We start from the raw sequence: 20,483 nt of genomic DNA, 5'->3' as shown, positions 1-20,483 counted from the left end.
CTATACTTACCTCTTTGTGGTTTCAGGAGGTGAGTATGGGTTCAACCAATCGTGTGGCTATTGTGACGGCATCGGATTCGGGGATCGGCAAAACCACGGCGCTGATGCTGGCGGAGCGTGGGTTTGATATCGGCGTAACCTGGCATTCGGATGAAGAAGGGGCGATGAAAACCTGTCGTGAGATCGAGGCGCGGGGGCAGCGGGCAGAGGCCATCCAGCTGGATCTCAGCCAGCTGCCGGACGGGGCTAAGGCGATCGAGAGGTTAATTGAGCGCTTCGGACGTATCGACGTGCTGGTCAATAACGCCGGGGCGATGGTCAAAGCGTCGTTTCTGGAGATGGAGTACGACCAGTGGCGATCCATTTTTAGCGTCGATGTGGATGGCGCTTTTCTCTGCTCGCAGATTGCCGCCCGGCAGATGGTTAAGCAGGGCGAGGGGGGACGGATCGTCAACATCACCTCGGTACATGAGCATACCCCGCTGCCGGATGCCAGCGCTTACACTTCGGCCAAGCATGCCCTCGGCGGCCTGACCAAGTCGATGGCGATGGAGCTGGTGCATCACAATATTCTGGTCAACGCCGTCGCACCCGGGGCCATCGCTACGCCAATGAACGACATGGATGACAGCGAAGTGGAGCCGGGATCCATGCCGAATATCCCGCTGGCAAGGCCCGGGCACACCAAAGAGATCGCCAGCCTGGTGGCCTGGCTGTGCGACAGCGACGCCAGCTACGCCACCGGACAATCCTTTATCGTCGATGGCGGTTTTATGCTGGGCAATCCGCAGTTTAAGCCGGCGGAGTAAGTTAGCTGCGATCCCGGCGTTTGAGCCACCAGCGTATCGCGACGACCAGCACCAGCACCAGGATCAGCCAGATCCAGTGGCGCAGGTGCTGGTTGAGCGAATGCAGCCACGGCTCCAGCACTTCACCACCGACGTAGCCTAAGGTGGTGAAGATCAACGCCCAGGCGATAGCGCCAACAATGTTCAGCGGCAGGAAAATTTTCGGCGGCAGGCGACTGGCGCCGATCAGCAGCGGGCCAATGATACGGAAACCGTACATAAAGCGGGTGCCAATGACAAACAGGTAAGGGTGACGCTGGATCAGCTGTTGGGCGCGGTCGATTTTCTTCTGATGGCGGGAAAAACGGCGCAGGATCGTCGGACCAAACCGCACCCCAACCAGGTATAGCAGCTGGTCACCGATCATCCCGCCCAGCGCCACGGCGGCCACCACCAGCGGAAAACGTAATAATCCCTGATGCGCCGCCACGCCGCCCAGCAGGGTGATGGTTTCGCCTTCCGCTATGCTGCCAATGACCAACGCGGCATAGCCATACTGTGCAATGAGAGTATTGATATCCATAGGTTAAGCGTAGCGCAGGATACACTATTTCAAAAACAGATAGCCGATAAGCCCCAGAACGGGGACGATCAGTACCGTAAACACAGCCCCTGTCGCCCAGGCAAGAGGGGCAATCTCTTCTTCTTTTTTGATATCGGCCAAACGGGCCAGCGCGCGCTGGCTGTCCGGGGCAATAATCTCTTCAAACTGCTTTTTATAACCCTGTTCGCACAACAGCGACGCCCCCTGCACGTCGGACTTATCAAGTGCAATGATTTTGGTGCCTTTTTGGAAAAAAATGTACTCCGGCATCAGAGACTCCCTCCTGTAAAACCCTGTTTAACATACCAGAACCCCGAACGTTCAGCGGCATTTTTGTACTGTACAAAAAATAATCTCAGGCCTGCATTATACTTGAGTTATCGCTAGCGGGCCGACAACAAGGGGGCGTTATGAACCATGTCTGGGGACTCTTTTCCCATCCCGATCGTGAAATGCATGTGATCAGAGGCGAAAACGAAACGGTCAGTCATCACTATACCCACCACGTGTTGCTGATGGCCGCCGTGCCGGTGATTTGCGCGTTTATTGGTACCACGCAAATTGGCTGGGATTTTGACGACGGCAACATCGTAAAACTCTCGTGGATGACCGGCCTGGCGCTGGCGGTCGTGTTTTATGCCTTGATGCTGGCAGGTGTGGCGGTGATGGGCCGGGTGATTTACTGGATGGCGCGCCGGTATCCGCAGCGGCCTTCGCTGACGCACTGCATGGTGTTCGCCGGTTACGTGGCGACGCCGCTGTTTCTGAGCGGGATTGTGGCGCTTTATCCGATAGTCTGGCTGTGCGCGCTGGTGGGGACGCTGGCACTCTTTTATACCGGCTATCTGCTCTATATCGGTATTCCTACCTTCCTGAGTATCAACAAAGAAGAGGGCCGAAGCTTCTCCGGCTCGACGCTCGCCATCGGCGTGCTGTTGCTGGAAGTGCTGCTGGCGCTGACGGTTATTCTTTGGGGTTATGGATACCGTCTCTTCTGACGTCACTGCATTGCTGGCGTAATTGCCAGCAATGCAGCATCTGTTCACGATTAACTACTGGTAGCAAGGCATCCGGACGGCTATGATGCCTTAGCCAGCCCGCGTTCGCGCCATGACCCGGGCGGTGTACGTTATTACGTGCATGAATAATTATCAGAAATCTCACCATGCTGAAATTCCGCGTTTCTTTACTGAGTCTTGCGCTGTTGCTGGCTGTGCCAGTGGCGACCCCGGCGATCGCCAAACCTGCCGCTGTGGCTACGGCGGCACAGCCGGAGATTGCCTCCGGTAGCGCTATGATCGTCGATCTGAATACCAACAAAGTGATCTATTCCAGCCACCCGAATCTGGTGCGCCCGATCGCTTCGATTACCAAATTAATGACCGCGATGGTGGTGCTGGATGCCCGACTGCCGCTGGATGAAAAACTGCGCGTCGATATCAGCCATACGCCGGAGATGAAAGGGATCTACTCCCGCGTGCGTCTGAACAGTGAAATCAGCCGCAAAAATATGCTGCTGCTGGCGCTGATGTCCTCAGAAAACCGCGCCGCGGCAAGCCTCGCGCACCACTATCCGGGCGGCTATGACGCGTTTATCCGGGCGATGAATGCGAAGGCGAAGGCGCTGGGGATGGTGCAGACGCACTTTGTGGAGCCAACCGGCCTGTCGATTCATAACGTCTCGACGGCGCAGGATCTGACGAGACTGCTGATTGCCACCAAACAGTATCCGCTGCTCGGTCAGCTCAGCACCACCCGCGAAGAGATGGCAACCTTCTCGAACCCGGCGTATACCCTGCCGTTTCGTAATACCAACCATCTGGTCTACCGCGACAACTGGAATATCCAGCTGACCAAAACCGGCTTTACCAATGCCGCGGGCCACTGTCTGGTGATGCGTACGGTCTTTAATGGCAAGCCGGTGGCGCTGGTGGTGATGGATGCCTTTGGCAAATATACCCACTTTGCCGATGCCAGCCGTCTGCGTACCTGGATTGAAACCGGGAAGGTGCAGCCGGTACCGGCCGCGGCCCTGAGCTATAAAAAGCAGAAGGCCGCCCAGATGGCGACCGCGCAAAACGATTGAGTCGTTTGTAATCGCCCGGCGGCGCTTTGCTTGCACGGGCCTACGGGTTGTGTAGGCCGGGTAAGCGCAGCGCCGCCCGGCACATACCACATGTTACTCCGGCAGCGTCCAGTCACCGTCGTTGAGGGGGCGCTGCAAAATCAGCGTATCGCGCCAGTCACCTTTCTTGTATCCCACGCTTCTTAGCTGTCCCGCCACTTCGAATCCGTGCTTTTTATGCAGGCGTAAGGAACCGGCATTGTTGGGCCCGTCCCCGACGATAGCGATCATCTGCCGCCACGGCCCCTCTTCACTGCGGGCAATCAGGGCGCTCAGCAGCGCGCTGCCAAAGCCGCGCCCGGGCGTGCTGGCCTCGACGTAAATCGACTCCTCAATGGTGTAACGGTACCCGGGGCGGGGGCGATAGTGGGTGGCATAACAGTAGCCCACCACAATCCCCCGATAGAGCGCCACCAGCCACGGCAAACCCTGGCTGGTCACCGCGTTCATACGCTGGCGCATTTCGTCTACGGTAGGGGGAACCTCTTCAAAGGATGCGCGACCGTGAAGGACGTGCCAGGCGTAAATGCCAGCAATGGCATGCGCGTCCTCCGCCTCAGCATCGCGAACCTGTACGTCAGTTTCAGAGAAAGTTTCAACAGCCGACATAATATGTCCGCTCCTCATCAAAAAAAGCCAGAGAAAAAGTTTCTCTGGCGACCCGTGGCTACTCTAGTACGATTTGTATGGGCTTAACAGCGGGCCCAATCTGGCTAACTGGTTTGATCAGTAGCTTGCAGTCATAACTCACTGTTTCAGGTTCCCCTTCCCAGTTTTTATGCTTGGTTGTTTTGCCAATGCCCGGGTTCATGCTGTTTGTCGGGTCGTTGGCGCGATAAAACTGCTTTAATGCGGGCGGGGCTTCGTAAATGTGACCGACATTATGTTCCGCCGGATATTGCGCGCCGCGCGCCTGTAGCAGCGTCAGCATCTGCGCCTTCAGGGCGTGGGCATCGACCCCTTTTTTGACGATGTAATCCTGATGGAAGACGTAACACATAAAGTGGCCGTAATAGAGCTTATGCACCAGCTGGCTGTCGATCTCCGGCGGCAGCTTCTCGAACCAGTCGGTGTCGTTGCGGCGCAGGGCGATGTCCAGGGCCAGAATGTCCTCCACCTCGTCGGCGTGCACCGCCTGATAGCGGATCGCGGCCCCGGCAGCGGCAAAGCGGTGTAAAAAGGCCTTGCTGCCCTCTTCAGGCGTACAGGCGAAGAAATCGCCCTCGGCGCTTTTAAAGAATTCGCTCAGCCAGCTCTGCGCTTCGGCAATACCGTCGCCCGCCATCTTCAACAGCAGGTGATGCTCGTACTTATCCCGCCAGCTTTTCATCCGCGGCGGCAGGTGCGCCGGGAAGGCGTTGCCCAGCTTTTGCATAAAGCGGTCGGTAAAGTGCGGCTTAAACAGCGACACTTTCTCCAGCATCGCATCGGTGCGTCCCTTCATGGTGAAGAAGAAAGGCATCTTGTCGGTGCCGAGCTTGTCGATCATCAGGAAGGTATCTTTGCCGTAGCGTTCGGCAATGTCGTAGATATCCCGGTGCATATACTCACCTGCGACTGGCAGGTGGGTGAACTCCCCGAGAATGTGGCGGCGGATGGTGGTCAGCACTTCAGGCTGGTTGGTGCCGATGTAGAACACCTGCTGGCGTTTCTCGGCCGGGAAGGTGTCGAGGCGCACGGCGAAAACCGCCAGCTTGCCCGCGCAGCCGGACGATTCAAACAGGCGATCCGGGTCGGCGTTATAGCGCGCCGGGGTGTCGGCGTCGATCTCACGCACGCGGGTAATGTAGTCATGGTCGTGGGCGTGGCGTCCGTCGTGCAGCACATCGCTGTCCTTGACGCGATCGTCATCCAGCTTGCTGAGGATCTGCTCCGGCGTGACGCCCAGATCGATACCCAGATGGTTCACTAACGTCAGCTTGCCCTGCTCATCAATGCGGGCGAACAGCGACATTTCAGTGTAGGCCGGGCCGCGCTGTACCAGCGAGCCGCCGGAGTTGTTGCAGATCCCGCCGATCACCGAGGCGCCAATACAGGATGAACCAATCACCGAATGCGGCTCCCGGCCCAGCGGCTTCAGCGCCTTTTCCAGGGAGTAGAGCGTGGTGCCCGGGTAGGCCAGCACCTGCTCGCCCTTGTCCAGCAGATGCAGCTTGTCGAGGCGCAGGGTGCTGATAATCACAATGTCGCGGTCGTAATCGTTGCCGTTCGGCGTGGAGCCTTCGGTCAGGCCGGTATTCGCCGCCTGCATCAGAATAATTTTGTCCGCCGCCACGCAGGCGCTGAGCACCCGCCACAGCTCCAGCAGGGTGCCCGGGAACACCACCGCCAGCGCGTCTCCTTGTCCGGAGCGAAAGCCCTTGCGGTAGCGGGCGGTTTTCGCGGCGTCGGTCAGCAGGTGCGCAGGCCCCACCAGTCGCGTCAGGTCATTAATAAAGTCGGTGTTATTGTGCGGTTGTTCAAAAGACATCATCCACCCCTTGTGGTCAGTCGAATACGTCGTCCAAAATCATAGCGCGATTAATGTTTAAGCGAACCAGTATTCACCAGAAAAATCAGAGAATAAACCCTGCAAGGTTCACAGGGTTTATGGCACACTGCGCTTTTCGTACGGTCTGGCCGCGACTATCCGGCGGTTATTGATGAGAGAGTAAACGAGATGAAATGGCTTTGTTCTGTAGGTGTAGCTGTGAGTCTGGCGCTGCAACCCGCGCTGGCTGACGACCTGTTTGGCAATCATCCGCTGACGCCGGAAGCCCGCGACGCCTTTGTCACCGATCTGCTTACGAAGATGTCGGTCGATGAGAAAATCGGCCAGCTGCGTCTGATCAGCGTCGGGCCGGATAATCCGAAAGAAGCCATTCGCGAGATGATTAAAAACGGGCAGGTGGGGGCGATCTTCAACACCGTCACCCGTCAGGACATCCGCAAAATGCAGGATCAGGTGATGGAACTCAGCCACCTGAAAATCCCGTTATTCTTCGCCTATGACGTGGTCCACGGCCAGCGTACCGTCTTCCCGATTAGCCTTGGCCTGGCCTCCTCCTTTAACCTCGAGGCGGTGAAAACCGTCGGCCGCGTGTCAGCCTATGAAGCGGCGGACGACGGTCTGAACATGACCTGGGCGCCAATGGTAGACGTCTCCCGCGATCCGCGCTGGGGCCGCGCCTCGGAAGGCTTCGGGGAAGATACTTACCTGACCGCAACCCTGGGTAAAACCATGGTTGAAGCGATGCAGGGCAAAAGCCCGGCCGATCGCTACTCGGTGATGACCAGCGTTAAGCACTTCGCCGCCTATGGCGCAGTGGAGGGCGGGAAGGAGTACAACACCGTCGACATGAGCCCGCAGCGCCTGTTTAACGACTACATGCCGCCGTACAAAGCCGGTCTTGATGCCGGGAGCGGCGCGGTGATGGTGGCCCTGAACTCCCTGAACGGCACGCCTGCGACCTCGGATTCCTGGCTGCTGAAAGACGTGCTGCGCGACCAGTGGGGCTTTAAGGGCATCACCGTTTCCGACCACGGGGCGATTAAAGAGCTGATCAAGCACGGCACGGCCTCTGACCCGGAAGACGCGGTGCGGGTGGCGCTGAAGTCCGGCATCAACATGAGCATGAGCGACGAGTACTACAGCAAGTACCTGCCGGGTCTGGTGAAGAGCGGTAAGGTCACTATGGCCGAGCTGGACGACGCCACGCGCCACGTGCTGAACGTGAAGTATGACATGGGGCTGTTTAACGATCCGTACAGCCACCTGGGGCCAAAAGAGTCCGACCCGGCAGACACCAACGCCGAAAGCCGTTTACATCGTAAAGAAGCCCGCGACGTGGCGCGCGAAAGCCTGGTGCTGTTGAAAAACCGTCTGGACACGCTGCCGCTGGCAAAATCCGGTACCGTGGCAGTGGTTGGGCCGCTGGCTGACAGCAAGCGCGACGTGATGGGCAGCTGGTCAGCGGCCGGCGTGGCCGATCAGTCCGTGACCGTGTTGACCGGCATTAAAGACGCGCTGGGCGACAAGGGCAAGGTGATTTACGCCAAAGGCGCTAACGTCACCAGCGACAACGACATCGTCACCTTCCTCAACCAGTATGAAGAGGCGGTGAAGGTCGATCCGCGCCCGGCGCAGGAGATGATCGACGAGGCAGTTAACGCCGCGAAGCAGTCCGACGTGGTAGTGGCCGTAGTGGGTGAAGCCCAGGGCATGGCCCATGAGGCCTCCAGCCGCACCGATATTACCCTGCCGCAGAGCCAGAAGGCGCTGATTGCCGCACTGAAAGCCACCGGCAAACCACTGGTGCTGGTGCTGATGAACGGTCGCCCGCTGGCGCTGGTTGACGAGAACCAGCAGGCTGACGCGATTCTGGAGACCTGGTTCGCCGGTACCGAAGGCGGTAACGCCATTGCCGACGTGCTGTTTGGCGATTACAACCCGTCGGGCAAACTGCCGATGTCCTTCCCGCGCTCTGTCGGGCAGATCCCGGTGTACTACAGCCACCTCAACACTGGCCGTCCGTACAATGCGGATAAACCGAACAAGTACACCTCGCGCTATTTCGACGAAGCGAATGGCCCGCTCTATCCGTTTGGCTATGGCCTGAGCTACACCACCTTCACCGTTTCCGACGTGAAAATGTCGGCTCCGACGATGAAAGCGGACGGTAACGTCACCGCCAGCGTCGAAGTGACCAACAGCGGCAAACGCGAAGGGGATACGGTGATCCAGATGTACGTCCAGGATGTCACCGCCTCCATGAGCCGTCCGGTGAAACAGCTGCGTGGCTTCGAGAAGGTGCACCTGAAACCCGGCGAAACCAAAACCGTCAGCTTCCCGATTGACGTGGATGCGCTCAAGTTCTGGAATCAGCAGATGAAATACGCTGCCGAGCCAGGCAAGTTCAACGTCTTTATCGGCGTCGACTCTGCCCGGGTGAACGAGGGCGAGTTCGAGCTGCTGTAAATAACGTCCGGCAGTAAGGTAAAAGCACAGCGGTAACCTCCGGGTTACCGCTTTTTTTGTAAGCCCCAAAGGTACATCTCCACCCGGCAATACGCTAATACGCCTCGCACCGCGCTAAAACCCCGCTTATCGACTACGCTTTTCTCTCAAGCCACTGAAAACGGCGGCAAAATAATGAGGAAAGTGGGATGACTATCTTAAAGGGGATTGTTGGCTCAACGGCGCTGCTGGCGGCGTTGAGCCTGCCTTTGCAGGCAGCAGAGCCGGTAAAGGTCGGGTCAAAAATTGATACGGAAGGCGCGCTGCTCGGCAACATCATTTTGCAGGTGCTGGAGAGTCACGGCGTAAAAACCGTTAATAAAGTGCAGCTGGGCACCACCCCGGTGGTCCGCGGGGCTATCACCTCCGGCGAGCTGGATATCTACCCGGAATACACCGGCAACGGGGCCTTCTTCTTTAAAGATGAAAATGACCCGGCGTGGAAAAATGCAAAGAACGGATATGAGAAAGTCAAAAAGCTCGACGCCGAGCAGAACAAGCTGATATGGCTTACCCCGGCGCCGGCCAACAACACCTGGACCATCGCGGTACGTAAGGACGTGGCGGAGAAAGGTAAACTCACCTCCCTCGACGATCTCAGCCGCTACCTGAAAGAGAAGGGCGATTTCAAACTGGCCGCCTCGGCGGAGTTTATTGAGCGCCCGGACGCGCTTCCGGCCTTTGAAAAAGCCTACGACTTCAAGCTTGACCAAAGCCAGCTGCTGTCGCTGGCCGGCGGCGATACCGCGGTCACCATCAAAGCAGCAGCCCAGCAAACCTCGGGCGTGAATGCCGCGATGGCCTATGGCACCGACGGCCCGGTAGCGGCGCTGGGTCTGCAAACCCTCACCGATCCAAAAGGCGTTCAGCCGATCTATGCGCCGACGCCGGTCGTGCGCGAAGCGGTGCTGAAGGCTTACCCGGAGCTGGACGCGTGGCTGAAGCCGGTATTTGCAAGTCTGGATGAGAAAACCCTGCAACAGCTGAATGCCAGCATTGCGGTGGAGGGGCTGGATGCCAAAAAAGTGGCGGCAGATTACCTGAAGCAAAAGGGGCTGGTGAAGTAGCCCCGGGATAGCGCTGTGCCGATAAGATGCCATAACCGCGTCCTGCTGCTGCTGACGATGATTGCCCTGGCAGCGGGCGCGTTACCTTTCGTCAATTTCGCCCCTAACCGGCTGGTGTCCGGGGAGGGGCGCGCCCTCTGGCAGGTGTGGTCGTTTTCTCCTGCGCTGCTGCTGTTACCGCTGTGCCTGTTGATTGGGTTAACCGTTGCCCGCGGACGCTGGGCGCTGGCGGCGACGCTGGTGGCGTGCGAACTGCTGTTCGCCGCGCTGGTCTGGAGCGCCGGGCTGGCGGCATCCCACCTCGCCAGCAGCGAAAGTCCGCTGGCGCGCACTGCGGTGGGCAGCGGCCTGTGGTTGTGGCTGGCGCTCTGCCTGCTGGCCTGCAGCGATGCCATCCGTCGTCTCAGCCCGCAGCCGCTCTGGCGCTGGCTGCTACAGGTGCAAATCTGGATCCTGCCGCTGCTGCTGTTATTCAGCGGCGAGCTCAACAGCCTCTCCCTGTTGAAAGAGTATGCCAACCGCCAGGATGTCTTTAACGCGGCCCTCGCGCAACATCTGACCCTGCTGGTAGGTACCCTGGTTCCGGCGCTGCTGATCGGCGTGCCGCTGGGGATCCTCTGTTATCGTCGCCCGCCGACGCAGGGGGCGGTGTTTGCGGTATTGAACGTCATTCAGACCGTGCCTTCCGTGGCGCTGTTCGGCCTGCTGATTGCCCCGCTCGCCGGGCTGACCCGCGCCTGGCCATGGCTGTCGTCGCTGGGGATTGCCGGGACCGGCATGACTCCGGCGCTGATCGCGCTGGTGCTCTATGCCTTGCTGCCGCTGGCGCGCGGGGTAGTGGCAGGGCTGAGCCAGGTACCCACCGAGGTGCTGGAGAGCGCCGATGCGATGGGGATGAATACCCGGCAGCGCTTCTGGCAGATCCAGCTCCCGCTGGCGCTACCGGTGCTGCTGCGCGGCCTGCGGGTGGTGGCGGTACAGACGGTAGGGATGGCGGTCATTGCGGCATTAATCGGTGCCGGGGGCTTTGGCGCGCTGGTGTTCCAGGGGCTGCTGAGCAGCGCGCTGGATCTGGTGCTGCTGGGCGTGATCCCGACCATCGTGCTGGCAGTGGTAGTGGATGCGCTCTTTGCCCTGTGGATCGCCCTGCTGCGAAGGAGAACCGATGATTGAATTTCATGATGTAAACAAAACCTTTGCCGGGGAGCCCGCGGTCAGCGATCTGAACCTGACCTTTGCCGAGGGGGCTTTTTCGGTGCTGATAGGCACCTCGGGGTCGGGCAAATCGACCACCCTGAAGATGATCAACCGGCTGGTAGAGCACGACAGCGGCCTGATCCGCTTTGCCGGGCAGGAGATCCGCAGCCTGCCGGTGCTGGAACTGCGTCGGCGGATGGGCTATGCCATTCAGTCCATAGGACTGTTTCCGCACTGGACGGTGGCGCGCAATATCGCCACCGTGCCGCAGCTGCAAAAATGGTCCCGGCAAAAAATCAACGATCGGGTGGATGAGCTGATGGCGCTACTCGGGCTGGAGCCGGCGCTGCGCGAACGCTACCCGTATCAGCTCTCCGGCGGACAGCAGCAGCGGGTGGGGGTGGCTCGCGCCCTGGCCGCTAACCCGGAGGTGCTGCTGATGGATGAACCCTTTGGCGCCCTCGATCCGGTGACCCGCAGCGCGTTGCAGCTGGAGATGACCCGCATCCACCGCATCCTGGGCCGTACCATTATTCTGGTCACCCACGATATCGACGAGGCCCTGCGGCTGGCGGACCAGTTGGTGCTGATGGATCACGGCAGGGTGGTGCAGCAGGGAACACCGCTGACCCTGCTGACCCAGCCCGCAAATGGGTTCGTGCGCGAGTTTTTTGGCCGCAGCGAGCTGGGCGTGCGCCTGCTGTCGCTGCGCACGGTGGGTGAATCGATGCGCCGGGAAATCGCACCGGGCGAGGAAACCCCGTTGCGGGCGTCCATGAGCCTGCGGGATGCGCTCTCGGCCTTTGTCAGCAGCGGCTGTGAAAGCCTGCCGGTGGTGGACGACCAGGGCAGGCCCTGCGGCACGCTCTGGTTTCGCGATCTGCTGGCCCGGGAGGCGTCATGAGGCGATTACGCGATCCGCTCCTGTGGCTGGTATTGTTGTTCGTGGCGCTGCTGCTGGTGATGCCCTACAGCGCGCCGCTGTTCAGCGCGCTGTTTCCCGAACTGCCGCGCCCGGTCTATCAGCAGGAGAGTTTCGTTAGCCTGACTCTGTCCCATTTCTGGCTGGTGGGAATATCGAGCCTGATAGCGATCGTGCTGGGTGCCGGGGCCGGGATTGCCGTCACGCGTCCGGCTGGCCGCGAGTTTCGCCCGCTGGTGGAGACAATCGCCGCGGTCGGGCAGACCTTTCCGCCGGTGGCGGTGCTGGCGATTGCGGTGCCGGTGATGGGGTTTGGACAACAGCCCGCGATTATCGCGCTGATCCTCTACGGAGTGTTGCCGATTTTGCAGGCGACGCTGGCGGGGCTGGCGTCAGTGCCCGCAGCGGCCATCAGCGTGGCAGAGGGGATGGGGATGAGCGGCTGGCAGCGGCTGCGTAACGTTGAGCTGCCGCTTGCCGCGCCGGTCATGCTGGCCGGGATCCGCACCTCGGTAATCATTAATATCGGGACGGCGGCCATTGCCTCGACGGTAGGCGCCAACACGCTGGGGACGCCGATCATCATCGGCTTAAGCGGTTTTAATACGGCCTATATTATCCAGGGTGCGCTGCTGGTGGCGCTGGCGGCGATTGTGGTGGATCGCGCGTTTGAGCGGCTGGCGCGGAGCCTCAGCCGACACCGCCACGGACAATAAACGAATATCCGGCCAGCATCACGCCCCCAATACCGCTAACGGCCATGAGAAAGAACAGGGTGATAACCGCGACTTTGGTTGCCTTCATAATGTGCTCCTGATGTTAACAGAGCGATTATACGGTGAAGCACGGCTGTTAATGAACCATTAATTGCCTTTTAACGGGAACACGGGATAGCCATGCGCCTGCCACTGGGTAAGCTGCTGCTCCTGCGCCGCCGTCGGTGACTCGCCGCACCAGACCAGCAGCGTCTGTCCATCAAACAGCTCCGGGCGCAGCTGCACCAGCGAGTGCGCCAGCACGTCGACGCGCCAGCCATCCTGCGCGGCAATCCACGCCTCCAGCCAAAGGCGGGTAGTATCCTGCACGTTCCAGCCAACAACCAGCGCATCCTTGCTGTTCTTCTTTCGCGCGGTGGCCAGACAGATGCAGATGTAGTTGATCAGCACCCCATCGAGTGCACTCAGCAGCGCCTGCAGGGTAGGCTGCTGCGACTGTAAACGTCGGCGTAACGGAATAAACAGGTGCGAAATTAACGTTTGCGCAGGGTATTCGCTCCCGCGCTCCTTGAGCCAGACGCGCAGGCGATGCAGATGACCGGACTGCAGGTAACGCAGCAGCACCTCCTGCTGTTCGCGCCAGATGTCCTGCTCCTCCTGACCCTCCGGGCTCAGTAGCGTTTTAACCTTACCGACCTGAACGCCGTTATCGATCCAGCCCTTGATCTCACGGATGCGGTCGATATCCGCATCGGTAAACAGCCGGTGTCCGCCGTCGGTTCGCTGTGGTTTGAGTAATCCGTAACGTCGTTGCCATGCGCGTAACGTTACAGGATTGATATCACACAGGAGTGCCACTTCCCCAATCGTGTAGAGCGCCATGTTATCCCCCGGCTTGCACATACCCAGATTAACTGTAGACGCAGAATGCCGAACCAGGAAGGATCCCTCTTTTTTTGCCCTGTGAATGTGAATTTCAGATTACATTGGGCGAAAGGTGTGATGCCTGGCACGAAAACACATTTTTATCCTTATGCTGCCAGGAAAGTTAACGCGCTTCGGTGTATGTTACGCGGTTTTACAGTTGTGAGTTGTGGTTTGTGGGCATGTACGAATTTAATCTGGTGTTGCTGCTGCTTCAGCAGATGTGTGTGTTTCTGGTCATCGCGTGGCTGATGAGTAAAACACGCCTGTTCATCCCCCTGATGCAGGTCACCGTTCGCCTGCCGCACAAGCTGCTCTGCTACGTCACCTTCTCCATCTTCTGCATTCTCGGCACCTATCTGGGCCTGCATATTGAAGACTCCATCGCCAACACCCGTGCGATTGGCGCGGTGATGGGCGGCCTGCTCGGCGGCCCGGTGGTCGGCGGGTTGGTGGGGCTGACCGGGGGGCTGCACCGCTACTCGATGGGTGGAATGACGGCCCTGAGCTGTATGATCTCGACCATCGTCGAAGGGCTGCTCGGCGGTCTGATCCACAGCGTGATGGTCCGGCGCGGTCGCCCGGATAAAGTCTTTAGCCCGCTCACCGCGGGGATGGTCACCCTGGTTGCCGAGCTGGTGCAGATGCTGATCATTTTGCTGATCGCCCGTCCGTTCGAGGATGCCCTGCATCTGGTCAGCAGCATTGCCGCGCCGATGATGGTCACCAACACCGTGGGTGCCGCGCTGTTCATGCGCATTCTGCTCGACAAGCGGGCCATGTTTGAAAAGTACACCTCCGCCTTTTCCGCCACCGCGCTGAAGGTCGCAGCCTCGACGGAGGGGATCCTGCGCCAGGGCTTCAATGAAGAGAACAGCATGAAGGTGGCCCAGGTGCTGCATCAGGAGCTGGATATCAGCGCCGTCGCTATTACCGATCGCGAAAAACTGCTGGCCTTTACCGGCACCGGGGACGATCACCATCTTCCCGGCAGGCCCATTTCGTCCACCTATACGCTTCGCGCCATTGAGACTGGCGAGGTCGTCTACGCCGACGGTAACGAAGTGCCGTACCGCTGCTCGCTGCACCCGCAGTGTAAGCTGGGTTCGACGCTGGTGATCCCGCTGCGCGGTGAAAATCAGCGGGTGATGGGCACCATCAAACTGTACGAAGCGAAAAACCGCCTGTTCAGCTCCATCAACCGTACCCTGGGGGAGGGGATCGCCCAGCTGCTCTCAGCGCAGATCCTTGCCGGGCAGTACGAGCGGCAGAAGGCGCTGCTGACCCAGTCGGAGATCAAGCTCCTGCACGCCCAGGTCAACCCGCATTTTCTGTTTAACGCGCTGAACACCCTGAAGGCGGTGATCCGCCGTGACAGCGAGCAGGCGACGCAACTGGTGCAGTTTCTCTCGACCTTTTTCCGCAAGAACCTGAAACGGCCGTCGGAAATCGTCACCCTTGCCGATGAGATCGAGCATGTGAACGCCTATCTGCAAATTGAACAGGCCCGGTTCCAGTCTCGCCTGCATGTCACGCTCTCGGTACCGGACGAACTGGCCTGGCAGCAGCTACCGGCCTTTACCCTGCAGCCGATCGTAGAGAATGCGATCAAGCACGGCACCTCGCAGCTGCTGGGCACCGGAGAAATTGCCATTACCGCCAGCCGCTTCAACCGCTATCTGGTGCTGGATATTGAAGACAACGCCGGGCTTTATACTTCGGCAAAAGAGGGCGGCGGCCTGGGGATGGGGCTGGTGGATAAACGGCTGCGCGCCCATTTCGGTGAGGACTGCGGCATCACCGTGGCCTGCGAGCCCGACAGCTTTACCCGCATAACCTTAAGACTGCCTCTGGAGGAACCCGCATGATGAACGTGCTGATTGTCGATGATGAGCCTTTGGCGCGGGAAAACCTGCGGTTTTTGCTGCAGGAGCAGAGCGATATCGAGATTGTGGGGGAGTGCGCCAACGCCATCGAAGCCATCGGGGCGGTGCACAAGCTGCGCCCCGACGTGCTGTTTCTGGATATTCAGATGCCGCGCATCAGCGGCCTGGAGATGGTAGGGATGCTCGACCCGGAACATCGCCCCTACATCGTGTTTCTCACCGCCTTTGACGAATATGCGGTCAAAGCCTTTGAAGAGCATGCGTTTGACTATCTGCTGAAACCCATCGAAGAGCAGCGGCTGGAAAAGACATTGAATCGTCTGCGCCAGGAGCGCAACGTGCAGGACGTGTCCCTGCTGGCGGAACACCAGCAGCCGCTGAAGTTTATCCCCTGTACCGGCCACAGCCGCATTTATCTGCTGCAGATGGACGACGTGGCCTTTGTCAGCAGCCGGATGAGCGGGGTGTTTGTCACCAGCGGTGAAGGCAAAGAGGGCTTTACCGAGCTGACGCTGCGCACCCTGGAGAGCCGCACGCCGCTGCTGCGCTGCCATCGCCAGTATCTGGTGAACATGGCGCACCTGAAAGAGATCCGCCTGGAAGAGAACGGTCAGGCCGAGCTGGTGCTGCGGGCCGGGCAGACGGTGCCGGTCAGTCGTCGCTACCTGAAGAGTTTGAAGGAGGCGATAGGGCTGTAAAACTGCTACACTGCGCGCCATAGCATCATCGACAGTTAAAGGCACACATGATTAGCAATGACATTCTTCGTAGCCTGCGCTACACCCTGAAAGCAAACAATAACGACATGGTGCGCATTCTGGCGCTTTCCGATATGGAATCCACGTCGGCAGGTTTCGATACCTGGATGACCAAAGAGGATGAGGACGGTTTTGTTCGCTGCCCGGACATTATCCTGTCAGGCTTCCTGAACGGTCTTATCTATGACAAGCGCGGCAAAGATGAGTCCGCGCCTGAACTGGCGCTTGAGCGCCGGGTGAACAACAACACGGTGCTGAAAAAGCTGCGTATCGCCTTTTCCCTGAAGACCGACGATATTCTGGCCATTATGACCGAGCAGAAATACCGCGTCTCGATGCCGGAAATCACCGCCATGATGCGCGCGCCGGATCATAAAAATTACCGCGAGTGCGGGGACCAGTTCCTGCGTAACTTCCTGCGCGGGCTGACCCATCGGGTGCATCACCCGAAAGCGTGATTTTTTTGCCCGGCGGCGCTGCGCTTGCACGGGCCAACGGGTTATGTAGGCCGGGTAAGGCGAAGCCGCCATCCGGCAAAAAGGCATAAAAAAAGCCGGATTTTAATCCGGCTTTTTCGTTTATTTCACCTGCTGACCAGGCTTCGCGCCTTCGTCAGGGCTTAACAGGAAGATATCCTTCCCGCCAGGGCCTGCGGCCATCACCATCCCTTCCGAGATGCCGAAGCGCATTTTACGCGGGGCCAGGTTGGCAACCATCACGGTCTGACGACCGATCAGCACCTGCGGGTCCGGATATGCGGAACGGATGCCGGAGAAGACGTTGCGCTTCTCGCCGCCCAGATCCAGCGTCAGGCGCAGCAGCTTGTCAGAGCCTTCCACAAACTCAGCGTTTTCGATCAGCGCCACGCGCAGGTCGACTTTAGCGAAATCGTCGAAGCTGATGGTCTCCTGAATCGGATCGTCCGCCAGCGGGCCAGTTACCGGCGCGGCTGCGGCCTTCACTTCTTCTTTAGAGGCGTCAACCAGAGCTTCAACCTGCTTCATCTCGATGCGGTTGTACAGCGCCTTGAAGGCGTTCAGCTTATGGCCGAGCAGCGGTTGGTTAATGCTGTCCCAGCTCAGTTCGGTATTCAGGAACGCTTCGGTACGCGCGGCCAGCTGCGGCAGAACCGGCTTCAGATAAGACATCAGTACGCGGAACAGGTTGATACCCATGGAGCAGATTGCCTGCAGGTCGGCATCGCGGCCTTCCTGTTTCGCCACAACCCACGGGGCCTGCTCGTCAACGTAGCGGTTAGCCAGATCGGCCAGGGCCATGATCTCACGTACCGCTTTGCCAAACTCGCGGCTTTCCCAGGCTTCGCCAATCACGGTAGCCGCGTCGGTGAAGGTTTTGTACAGGGCTGGATCTGCCAGTTCAGCCGCCATCACCCCGTCAAAACGTTTGGCGATAAAGCCCGCGTTACGGGAGGCCAGGTTCACCACTTTGTTAACGATGTCGGCGTTGACACGCTGGACGAAATCTTCCAGGTTCAGGTCGATGTCGTCAATGCGGGAAGAGAGCTTCGCCGCGTAGTAGTAGCGCAGGCTGTCGGCGTCAAAGTGGTTCAGCCAGGTGCTGGCCTTGATGAAGGTGCCGCGTGATTTGGACATCTTCGCGCCGTTCACCGTTACATAGCCGTGCACGAACAGGTTGGTTGGCTTGCGGAAGCCGCTGCCTTCCAGCATCGCAGGCCAGAACAGGCTGTGGAAGTAGACAATGTCTTTGCCGATGAAGTGATACAGCTCGGCGTCGGAATCTTTTTTCCAGTATTCGTCGAAGCTGGTGGTGTCGCCGCGCTTGTCGCACAGGTTCTTGAAGGAGCCCATGTAACCGATAGGCGCATCCAGCCAGACGTAGAAGTATTTGCCCGGCGCGTTCGGAATTTCAAAGCCGAAGTACGGCGCATCGCGGGAGATATCCCACTGCTGCAGACCGGACTCAAACCACTCCTGCATCTTGTTCGCCACCTGCTCCTGCAGCGCACCGCTGCGGGTCCACGCCTGCAGCATTTCGCTGAACGACGGCAGGTCGAAGAAGAAGTGCTCGGAGTCACGCATCACAGGGGTTGCGCCGGATACCACGGACTTCGGCTCAATCAGCTCGGTCGGGCTGTAGGTCGCGCCGCACACTTCGCAGTTATCGCCATACTGATCCGGAGATTTACATTTCGGGCAGGTGCCTTTCACAAAACGGTCCGGCAGGAACATGCCTTTTTCCGGATCGTAGAGCTGAGAGATGGTGCGGTTTTTAATAAAACCGTTCTCTTTCAGACGGGTGTAGATCAGCTCCGACAGCTCGCGGTTCTCGTCGCTGTGCGTGGAGTGATAGTTGTCGTAGCTGATGTCGAAGCCAGCAAAGTCCGTCTGATGCTCCTGACTCATATCAGCAATCATCTGCTCCGGGCTGATACCAAGCTGCTGTGCTTTCAGCATGATTGGCGTGCCGTGTGCATCGTCTGCACAGATGAAGTTTACCTGATGGCCGCGCATTCGCTGGTAACGGACCCAGACATCAGCCTGGATATGCTCCAGCATGTGGCCGAGGTGGATTGAGCCGTTAGCGTACGGCAGAGCGCACGTCACCAGAATTTTTTTCGCGACTTGAGTCATAGTAGGTATTACTTCTTTTATCTGTAAAAAGGGTTTTTGATGTTACCCGAAAGGTAATAACTACGCCAAGTGATAAGGGCATTAATCCGTAAATGAATAATTGCTGTCTCTGGGGTAAACTTTGTAGTTACATGTCTTTTTCAGAACAACTACAAAGGAGTCGGGATGAGTTCTCAATCCCAGGCCAAATCACCGGAAGCCTTGCGTGCAATGGTCGCCGGGACGCTGGCTAATTTTCAGCACCCCACCCTGAAGCACAATCTCACCACGCTGAAAGCGTTACATCACGTGGCGTGGCTGGATGACACTCTCCATGTCGAACTGCAGATGCCGTTCGTCTGGAACCACGCGTTTGAGACGCTGAAAGAGGAAACCAGCGCTGAGTTGCTGCGCATCACCGGGGCGAAGGCGATTGACTGGAAATTGTCCCACGCCATCGCCACCCTGAAGCGGGTGAAAAACCACCCGGGCATTAACGGCGTGAAGAATATTATCGCCATCAGCTCCGGCAAGGGTGGAGTCGGCAAATCCTCCACCGCCGTGAACCTGGCGCTGGCACTGGCCGCCGAAGGGGCGAAGGTCGGTATTCTGGATGCCGATATCTACGGTCCGTCGATCCCGAACATGCTGGGCGCGGAAAATCAGCGTCCGACCTCGCCGGATGGCACCCATATGGCGCCGATCATGGCTTACGGTCTGGCAACCAACTCGATTGGTTATCTGGTGACCGATGACAACGCCATGGTGTGGCGCGGGCCGATGGCCAGCAAAGCGCTGATGCAGATGTTGCAGGAGACCATGTGGCCGGATCTCGATTATCTGGTGCTGGATATGCCGCCGGGTACCGGTGACATTCAGCTGACGCTGGCGCAGAACATCCCGGTGACCGGGGCGGTAGTGGTCACCACGCCGCAGGACATCGCACTGATCGACGCCAAAAAAGGCATCGTGATGTTCGAGAAGGTTGAGGTGCCGGTGCTGGGCGTGGTCGAAAACATGAGCATGCACATCTGCAGCAACTGTGGTCATCACGAGGCGATCTTTGGCGCAGGCGGGGCGGAGAAGCTGGCGGCGCAATATCACACCCAGCTGCTGGGCCAGATGCCTCTGCACATTACGCTGCGTGAAGATCTCGACAGCGGTAAGCCGACCGTGGTTAACCGTCCTGAAAGTGAGTTTGCTGAGATGTACCGCCAGCTGGCGGATCGCGTCGCGGCACAGCTTTACTGGCAGGGGGAAGTGATCCCGGCCGACATCGCGTTCCGCGCGGTGTAACACGTGCCCGGCGGCGCTTCGCTTGCGCGGGCCTGAAGGTAGGGTAGGCCGGGTAAGCGCAACGCTACCCGGCACAATAAGCGATTAACGGTGGTAGAAGATATCGCCGTTATACGCTTTGTAGATCTTGCCGTCGGTGTCGCCGACCAGCACGTAGTTCTCACCCATATAGGTCCAGTGCGTGCCAGCCTGCGGTTCAGGCAGGTTGCGCAGTTTAAATTGCTTGATGGTGTACTCAGGTGTCAGATACTGCGCCGGTGCGAAATCACCAATCTTGAATTTCGTAAAATCGGCTACAAACTCCTGTTCCTCATAGGCCTGGATGCCAGAGGGTGCCGCTGCGGCTTGTGGTGCAGCAAAGGCCGCGCTCGCCAGTGACATCAGTACGCCCAGAAGTAGAATTTTACCTTTCGTCATTTTTTCTCCAGATTAACCATGGCCATCACTCTTGGTCTGCTGTTTCGTGACCGAGCAACAGATACACTATTTTATGTTTTGCCGGCTGGCTGGGTGCGTAAAAAATGTAACAAATCAACACATCCCTTCACCTGTTAGGGCGGATTTAATTATTTTTACCATGAATATAATATTATTTAAAAGTTATATTATCGAT

The 20,483-nt window shown here is 58.6% G+C and carries 20 protein-coding genes; 12 read left to right on the top strand and 8 right to left on the bottom strand.

Annotated features, from left to right (window positions below; genetic code table 11):
- Positions 1 to 35: 35 nt before the first annotated feature.
- Positions 36 to 809, top strand: a complete 774-nt coding sequence (locus GNG27_RS15670; RefSeq protein ID WP_142486467.1) for an SDR family oxidoreductase — start codon at positions 36 to 38, stop codon at positions 807 to 809.
- A gap of 1 nt (position 810) precedes the next feature.
- On the opposite strand, the gene GNG27_RS15665 is transcribed toward GNG27_RS15670, so the two are convergent.
- Entirely contained in the window at positions 811 to 1,371 is a 561-nt protein-coding gene (locus tag GNG27_RS15665) for a DedA family protein (protein WP_156264237.1), read from the bottom strand.
- Positions 1,372 to 1,395: 24 nt separating this feature from the next.
- Positions 1,396 to 1,662 carry a hypothetical protein gene (locus tag GNG27_RS15660; protein WP_156264236.1) on the bottom strand — a complete coding sequence of 89 codons (267 nt, stop codon included), beginning with the start codon at positions 1,660 to 1,662 and terminating at the stop codon, positions 1,396 to 1,398.
- Between the two features lie 140 nt (positions 1,663 to 1,802).
- Between GNG27_RS15660 and GNG27_RS15655 the strand changes: the two genes are divergently transcribed.
- Positions 1,803 to 2,390: a Yip1 family protein gene (locus GNG27_RS15655; protein ID WP_142486465.1), complete on the top strand. Its 588-nt coding sequence runs from the start codon at positions 1,803 to 1,805 to the stop codon at positions 2,388 to 2,390.
- 167 nt (positions 2,391 to 2,557) lie between these two features.
- Positions 2,558 to 3,478, top strand: a complete 921-nt coding sequence (gene pbpG / locus GNG27_RS15650) for a D-alanyl-D-alanine endopeptidase (protein WP_142486463.1) — start codon at positions 2,558 to 2,560, stop codon at positions 3,476 to 3,478.
- A gap of 93 nt (positions 3,479 to 3,571) precedes the next feature.
- On the opposite strand, the gene GNG27_RS15645 is transcribed toward pbpG, so the two are convergent.
- Together GNG27_RS15645 and dld are read right to left on the bottom strand one after the other, a co-directional pair.
- Positions 3,572 to 4,126, bottom strand: coding sequence for a GNAT family N-acetyltransferase (locus GNG27_RS15645; protein ID WP_142486462.1), 555 nt, complete (start codon positions 4,124 to 4,126; stop codon positions 3,572 to 3,574).
- A 58-nt stretch (positions 4,127 to 4,184) separates the two neighbouring features.
- On the bottom strand, positions 4,185 to 5,987 hold the full coding sequence (gene dld, locus GNG27_RS15640; RefSeq protein WP_231600403.1) for a D-lactate dehydrogenase: 1,803 nt from the start codon (positions 5,985 to 5,987) through the stop codon (positions 4,185 to 4,187).
- A gap of 189 nt (positions 5,988 to 6,176) precedes the next feature.
- On the opposite strand from dld, the gene bglX reads away from it, so the two are divergent.
- From bglX to GNG27_RS15615, 5 genes are all read left to right on the top strand, one after another.
- Entirely contained in the window at positions 6,177 to 8,474 is a 2,298-nt protein-coding gene (gene bglX, locus GNG27_RS15635; RefSeq protein WP_156264235.1) for a beta-glucosidase BglX, read from the top strand.
- Positions 8,475 to 8,662: 188 nt separating this feature from the next.
- Entirely contained in the window at positions 8,663 to 9,580 is a 918-nt protein-coding gene (locus tag GNG27_RS15630; RefSeq protein WP_142486455.1) for an ABC transporter substrate-binding protein, read from the top strand.
- A 15-nt stretch (positions 9,581 to 9,595) separates the two neighbouring features.
- Positions 9,596 to 10,753, top strand: coding sequence for an ABC transporter permease (locus GNG27_RS15625; protein WP_304599202.1), 1,158 nt, complete (start codon positions 9,596 to 9,598; stop codon positions 10,751 to 10,753).
- Positions 10,746 to 11,681: an ABC transporter ATP-binding protein gene (locus tag GNG27_RS15620; RefSeq protein ID WP_156264234.1), complete on the top strand. Its 936-nt coding sequence runs from the start codon at positions 10,746 to 10,748 to the stop codon at positions 11,679 to 11,681. Before GNG27_RS15625 ends, GNG27_RS15620 begins: the two co-directional genes overlap by 8 nt.
- Positions 11,678 to 12,415 carry an ABC transporter permease gene (locus GNG27_RS15615; RefSeq protein WP_156264233.1) on the top strand — a complete coding sequence of 246 codons (738 nt, stop codon included), beginning with the start codon at positions 11,678 to 11,680 and terminating at the stop codon, positions 12,413 to 12,415. The genes GNG27_RS15620 and GNG27_RS15615 overlap by 4 nt, the downstream gene beginning before the upstream one ends.
- Here GNG27_RS15615 and GNG27_RS15610 read toward each other — a convergent pair.
- Together GNG27_RS15610 and mlrA are read right to left on the bottom strand one after the other, a co-directional pair.
- The gene (locus tag GNG27_RS15610; protein ID WP_072036698.1) at positions 12,390 to 12,503 is read right to left on the bottom strand and encodes a protein YohO; all 114 of its coding nucleotides are present in this window, start codon (positions 12,501 to 12,503) and stop codon (positions 12,390 to 12,392) included. The genes GNG27_RS15615 and GNG27_RS15610 overlap by 26 nt on opposite strands.
- 59 nt (positions 12,504 to 12,562) lie before the next feature.
- On the bottom strand, positions 12,563 to 13,297 hold the full coding sequence (gene mlrA, locus GNG27_RS15605) for an HTH-type transcriptional regulator MlrA (RefSeq protein ID WP_156264232.1): 735 nt from the start codon (positions 13,295 to 13,297) through the stop codon (positions 12,563 to 12,565).
- A 224-nt stretch (positions 13,298 to 13,521) separates the two neighbouring features.
- On the opposite strand from mlrA, the gene GNG27_RS15600 reads away from it, so the two are divergent.
- From GNG27_RS15600 to GNG27_RS15590, 3 genes are read left to right on the top strand one after another with little or no spacing between them, the layout of a single operon-like run.
- A complete protein-coding gene (locus GNG27_RS15600; RefSeq protein ID WP_142486448.1) occupies positions 13,522 to 15,207 on the top strand; it encodes a sensor histidine kinase in 1,686 nt (561 codons plus the stop codon).
- Complete coding sequence (btsR, locus tag GNG27_RS15595; protein WP_106995315.1) at positions 15,204 to 15,923, top strand: two-component system response regulator BtsR; 720 nt, start codon at positions 15,204 to 15,206, stop codon at positions 15,921 to 15,923. Before GNG27_RS15600 ends, btsR begins: the two co-directional genes overlap by 4 nt.
- 47 nt (positions 15,924 to 15,970) lie before the next feature.
- Complete coding sequence (locus GNG27_RS15590; RefSeq protein WP_106995314.1) at positions 15,971 to 16,441, top strand: DUF1456 family protein; 471 nt, start codon at positions 15,971 to 15,973, stop codon at positions 16,439 to 16,441.
- A 120-nt stretch (positions 16,442 to 16,561) separates the two neighbouring features.
- On the opposite strand, the gene metG is transcribed toward GNG27_RS15590, so the two are convergent.
- Positions 16,562 to 18,595, bottom strand: coding sequence for a methionine--tRNA ligase (gene metG, locus GNG27_RS15585; RefSeq protein WP_142486444.1), 2,034 nt, complete (start codon positions 18,593 to 18,595; stop codon positions 16,562 to 16,564).
- Positions 18,596 to 18,760: 165 nt separating this feature from the next.
- On the opposite strand from metG, the gene apbC reads away from it, so the two are divergent.
- A complete protein-coding gene (apbC, locus tag GNG27_RS15580; RefSeq protein WP_156264231.1) occupies positions 18,761 to 19,870 on the top strand; it encodes an iron-sulfur cluster carrier protein ApbC in 1,110 nt (369 codons plus the stop codon).
- An 84-nt stretch (positions 19,871 to 19,954) separates the two neighbouring features.
- Here apbC and GNG27_RS15575 read toward each other — a convergent pair whose 3' ends face one another.
- Complete coding sequence (locus GNG27_RS15575) at positions 19,955 to 20,287, bottom strand: RcnB family protein (RefSeq protein WP_142486441.1); 333 nt, start codon at positions 20,285 to 20,287, stop codon at positions 19,955 to 19,957.
- Positions 20,288 to 20,483 lie beyond the last annotated feature (196 nt).

The sequence above is a fragment of the Leclercia sp. 119287 genome (assembly GCF_009734485.1).
Lineage (GTDB): Bacteria > Pseudomonadota > Gammaproteobacteria > Enterobacterales > Enterobacteriaceae > Enterobacter > Enterobacter adecarboxylatus_C.
The sequence above is the reverse complement of the archived record's forward strand: the minus strand, read 5'-3'. Positions and strand labels throughout refer to the sequence as shown.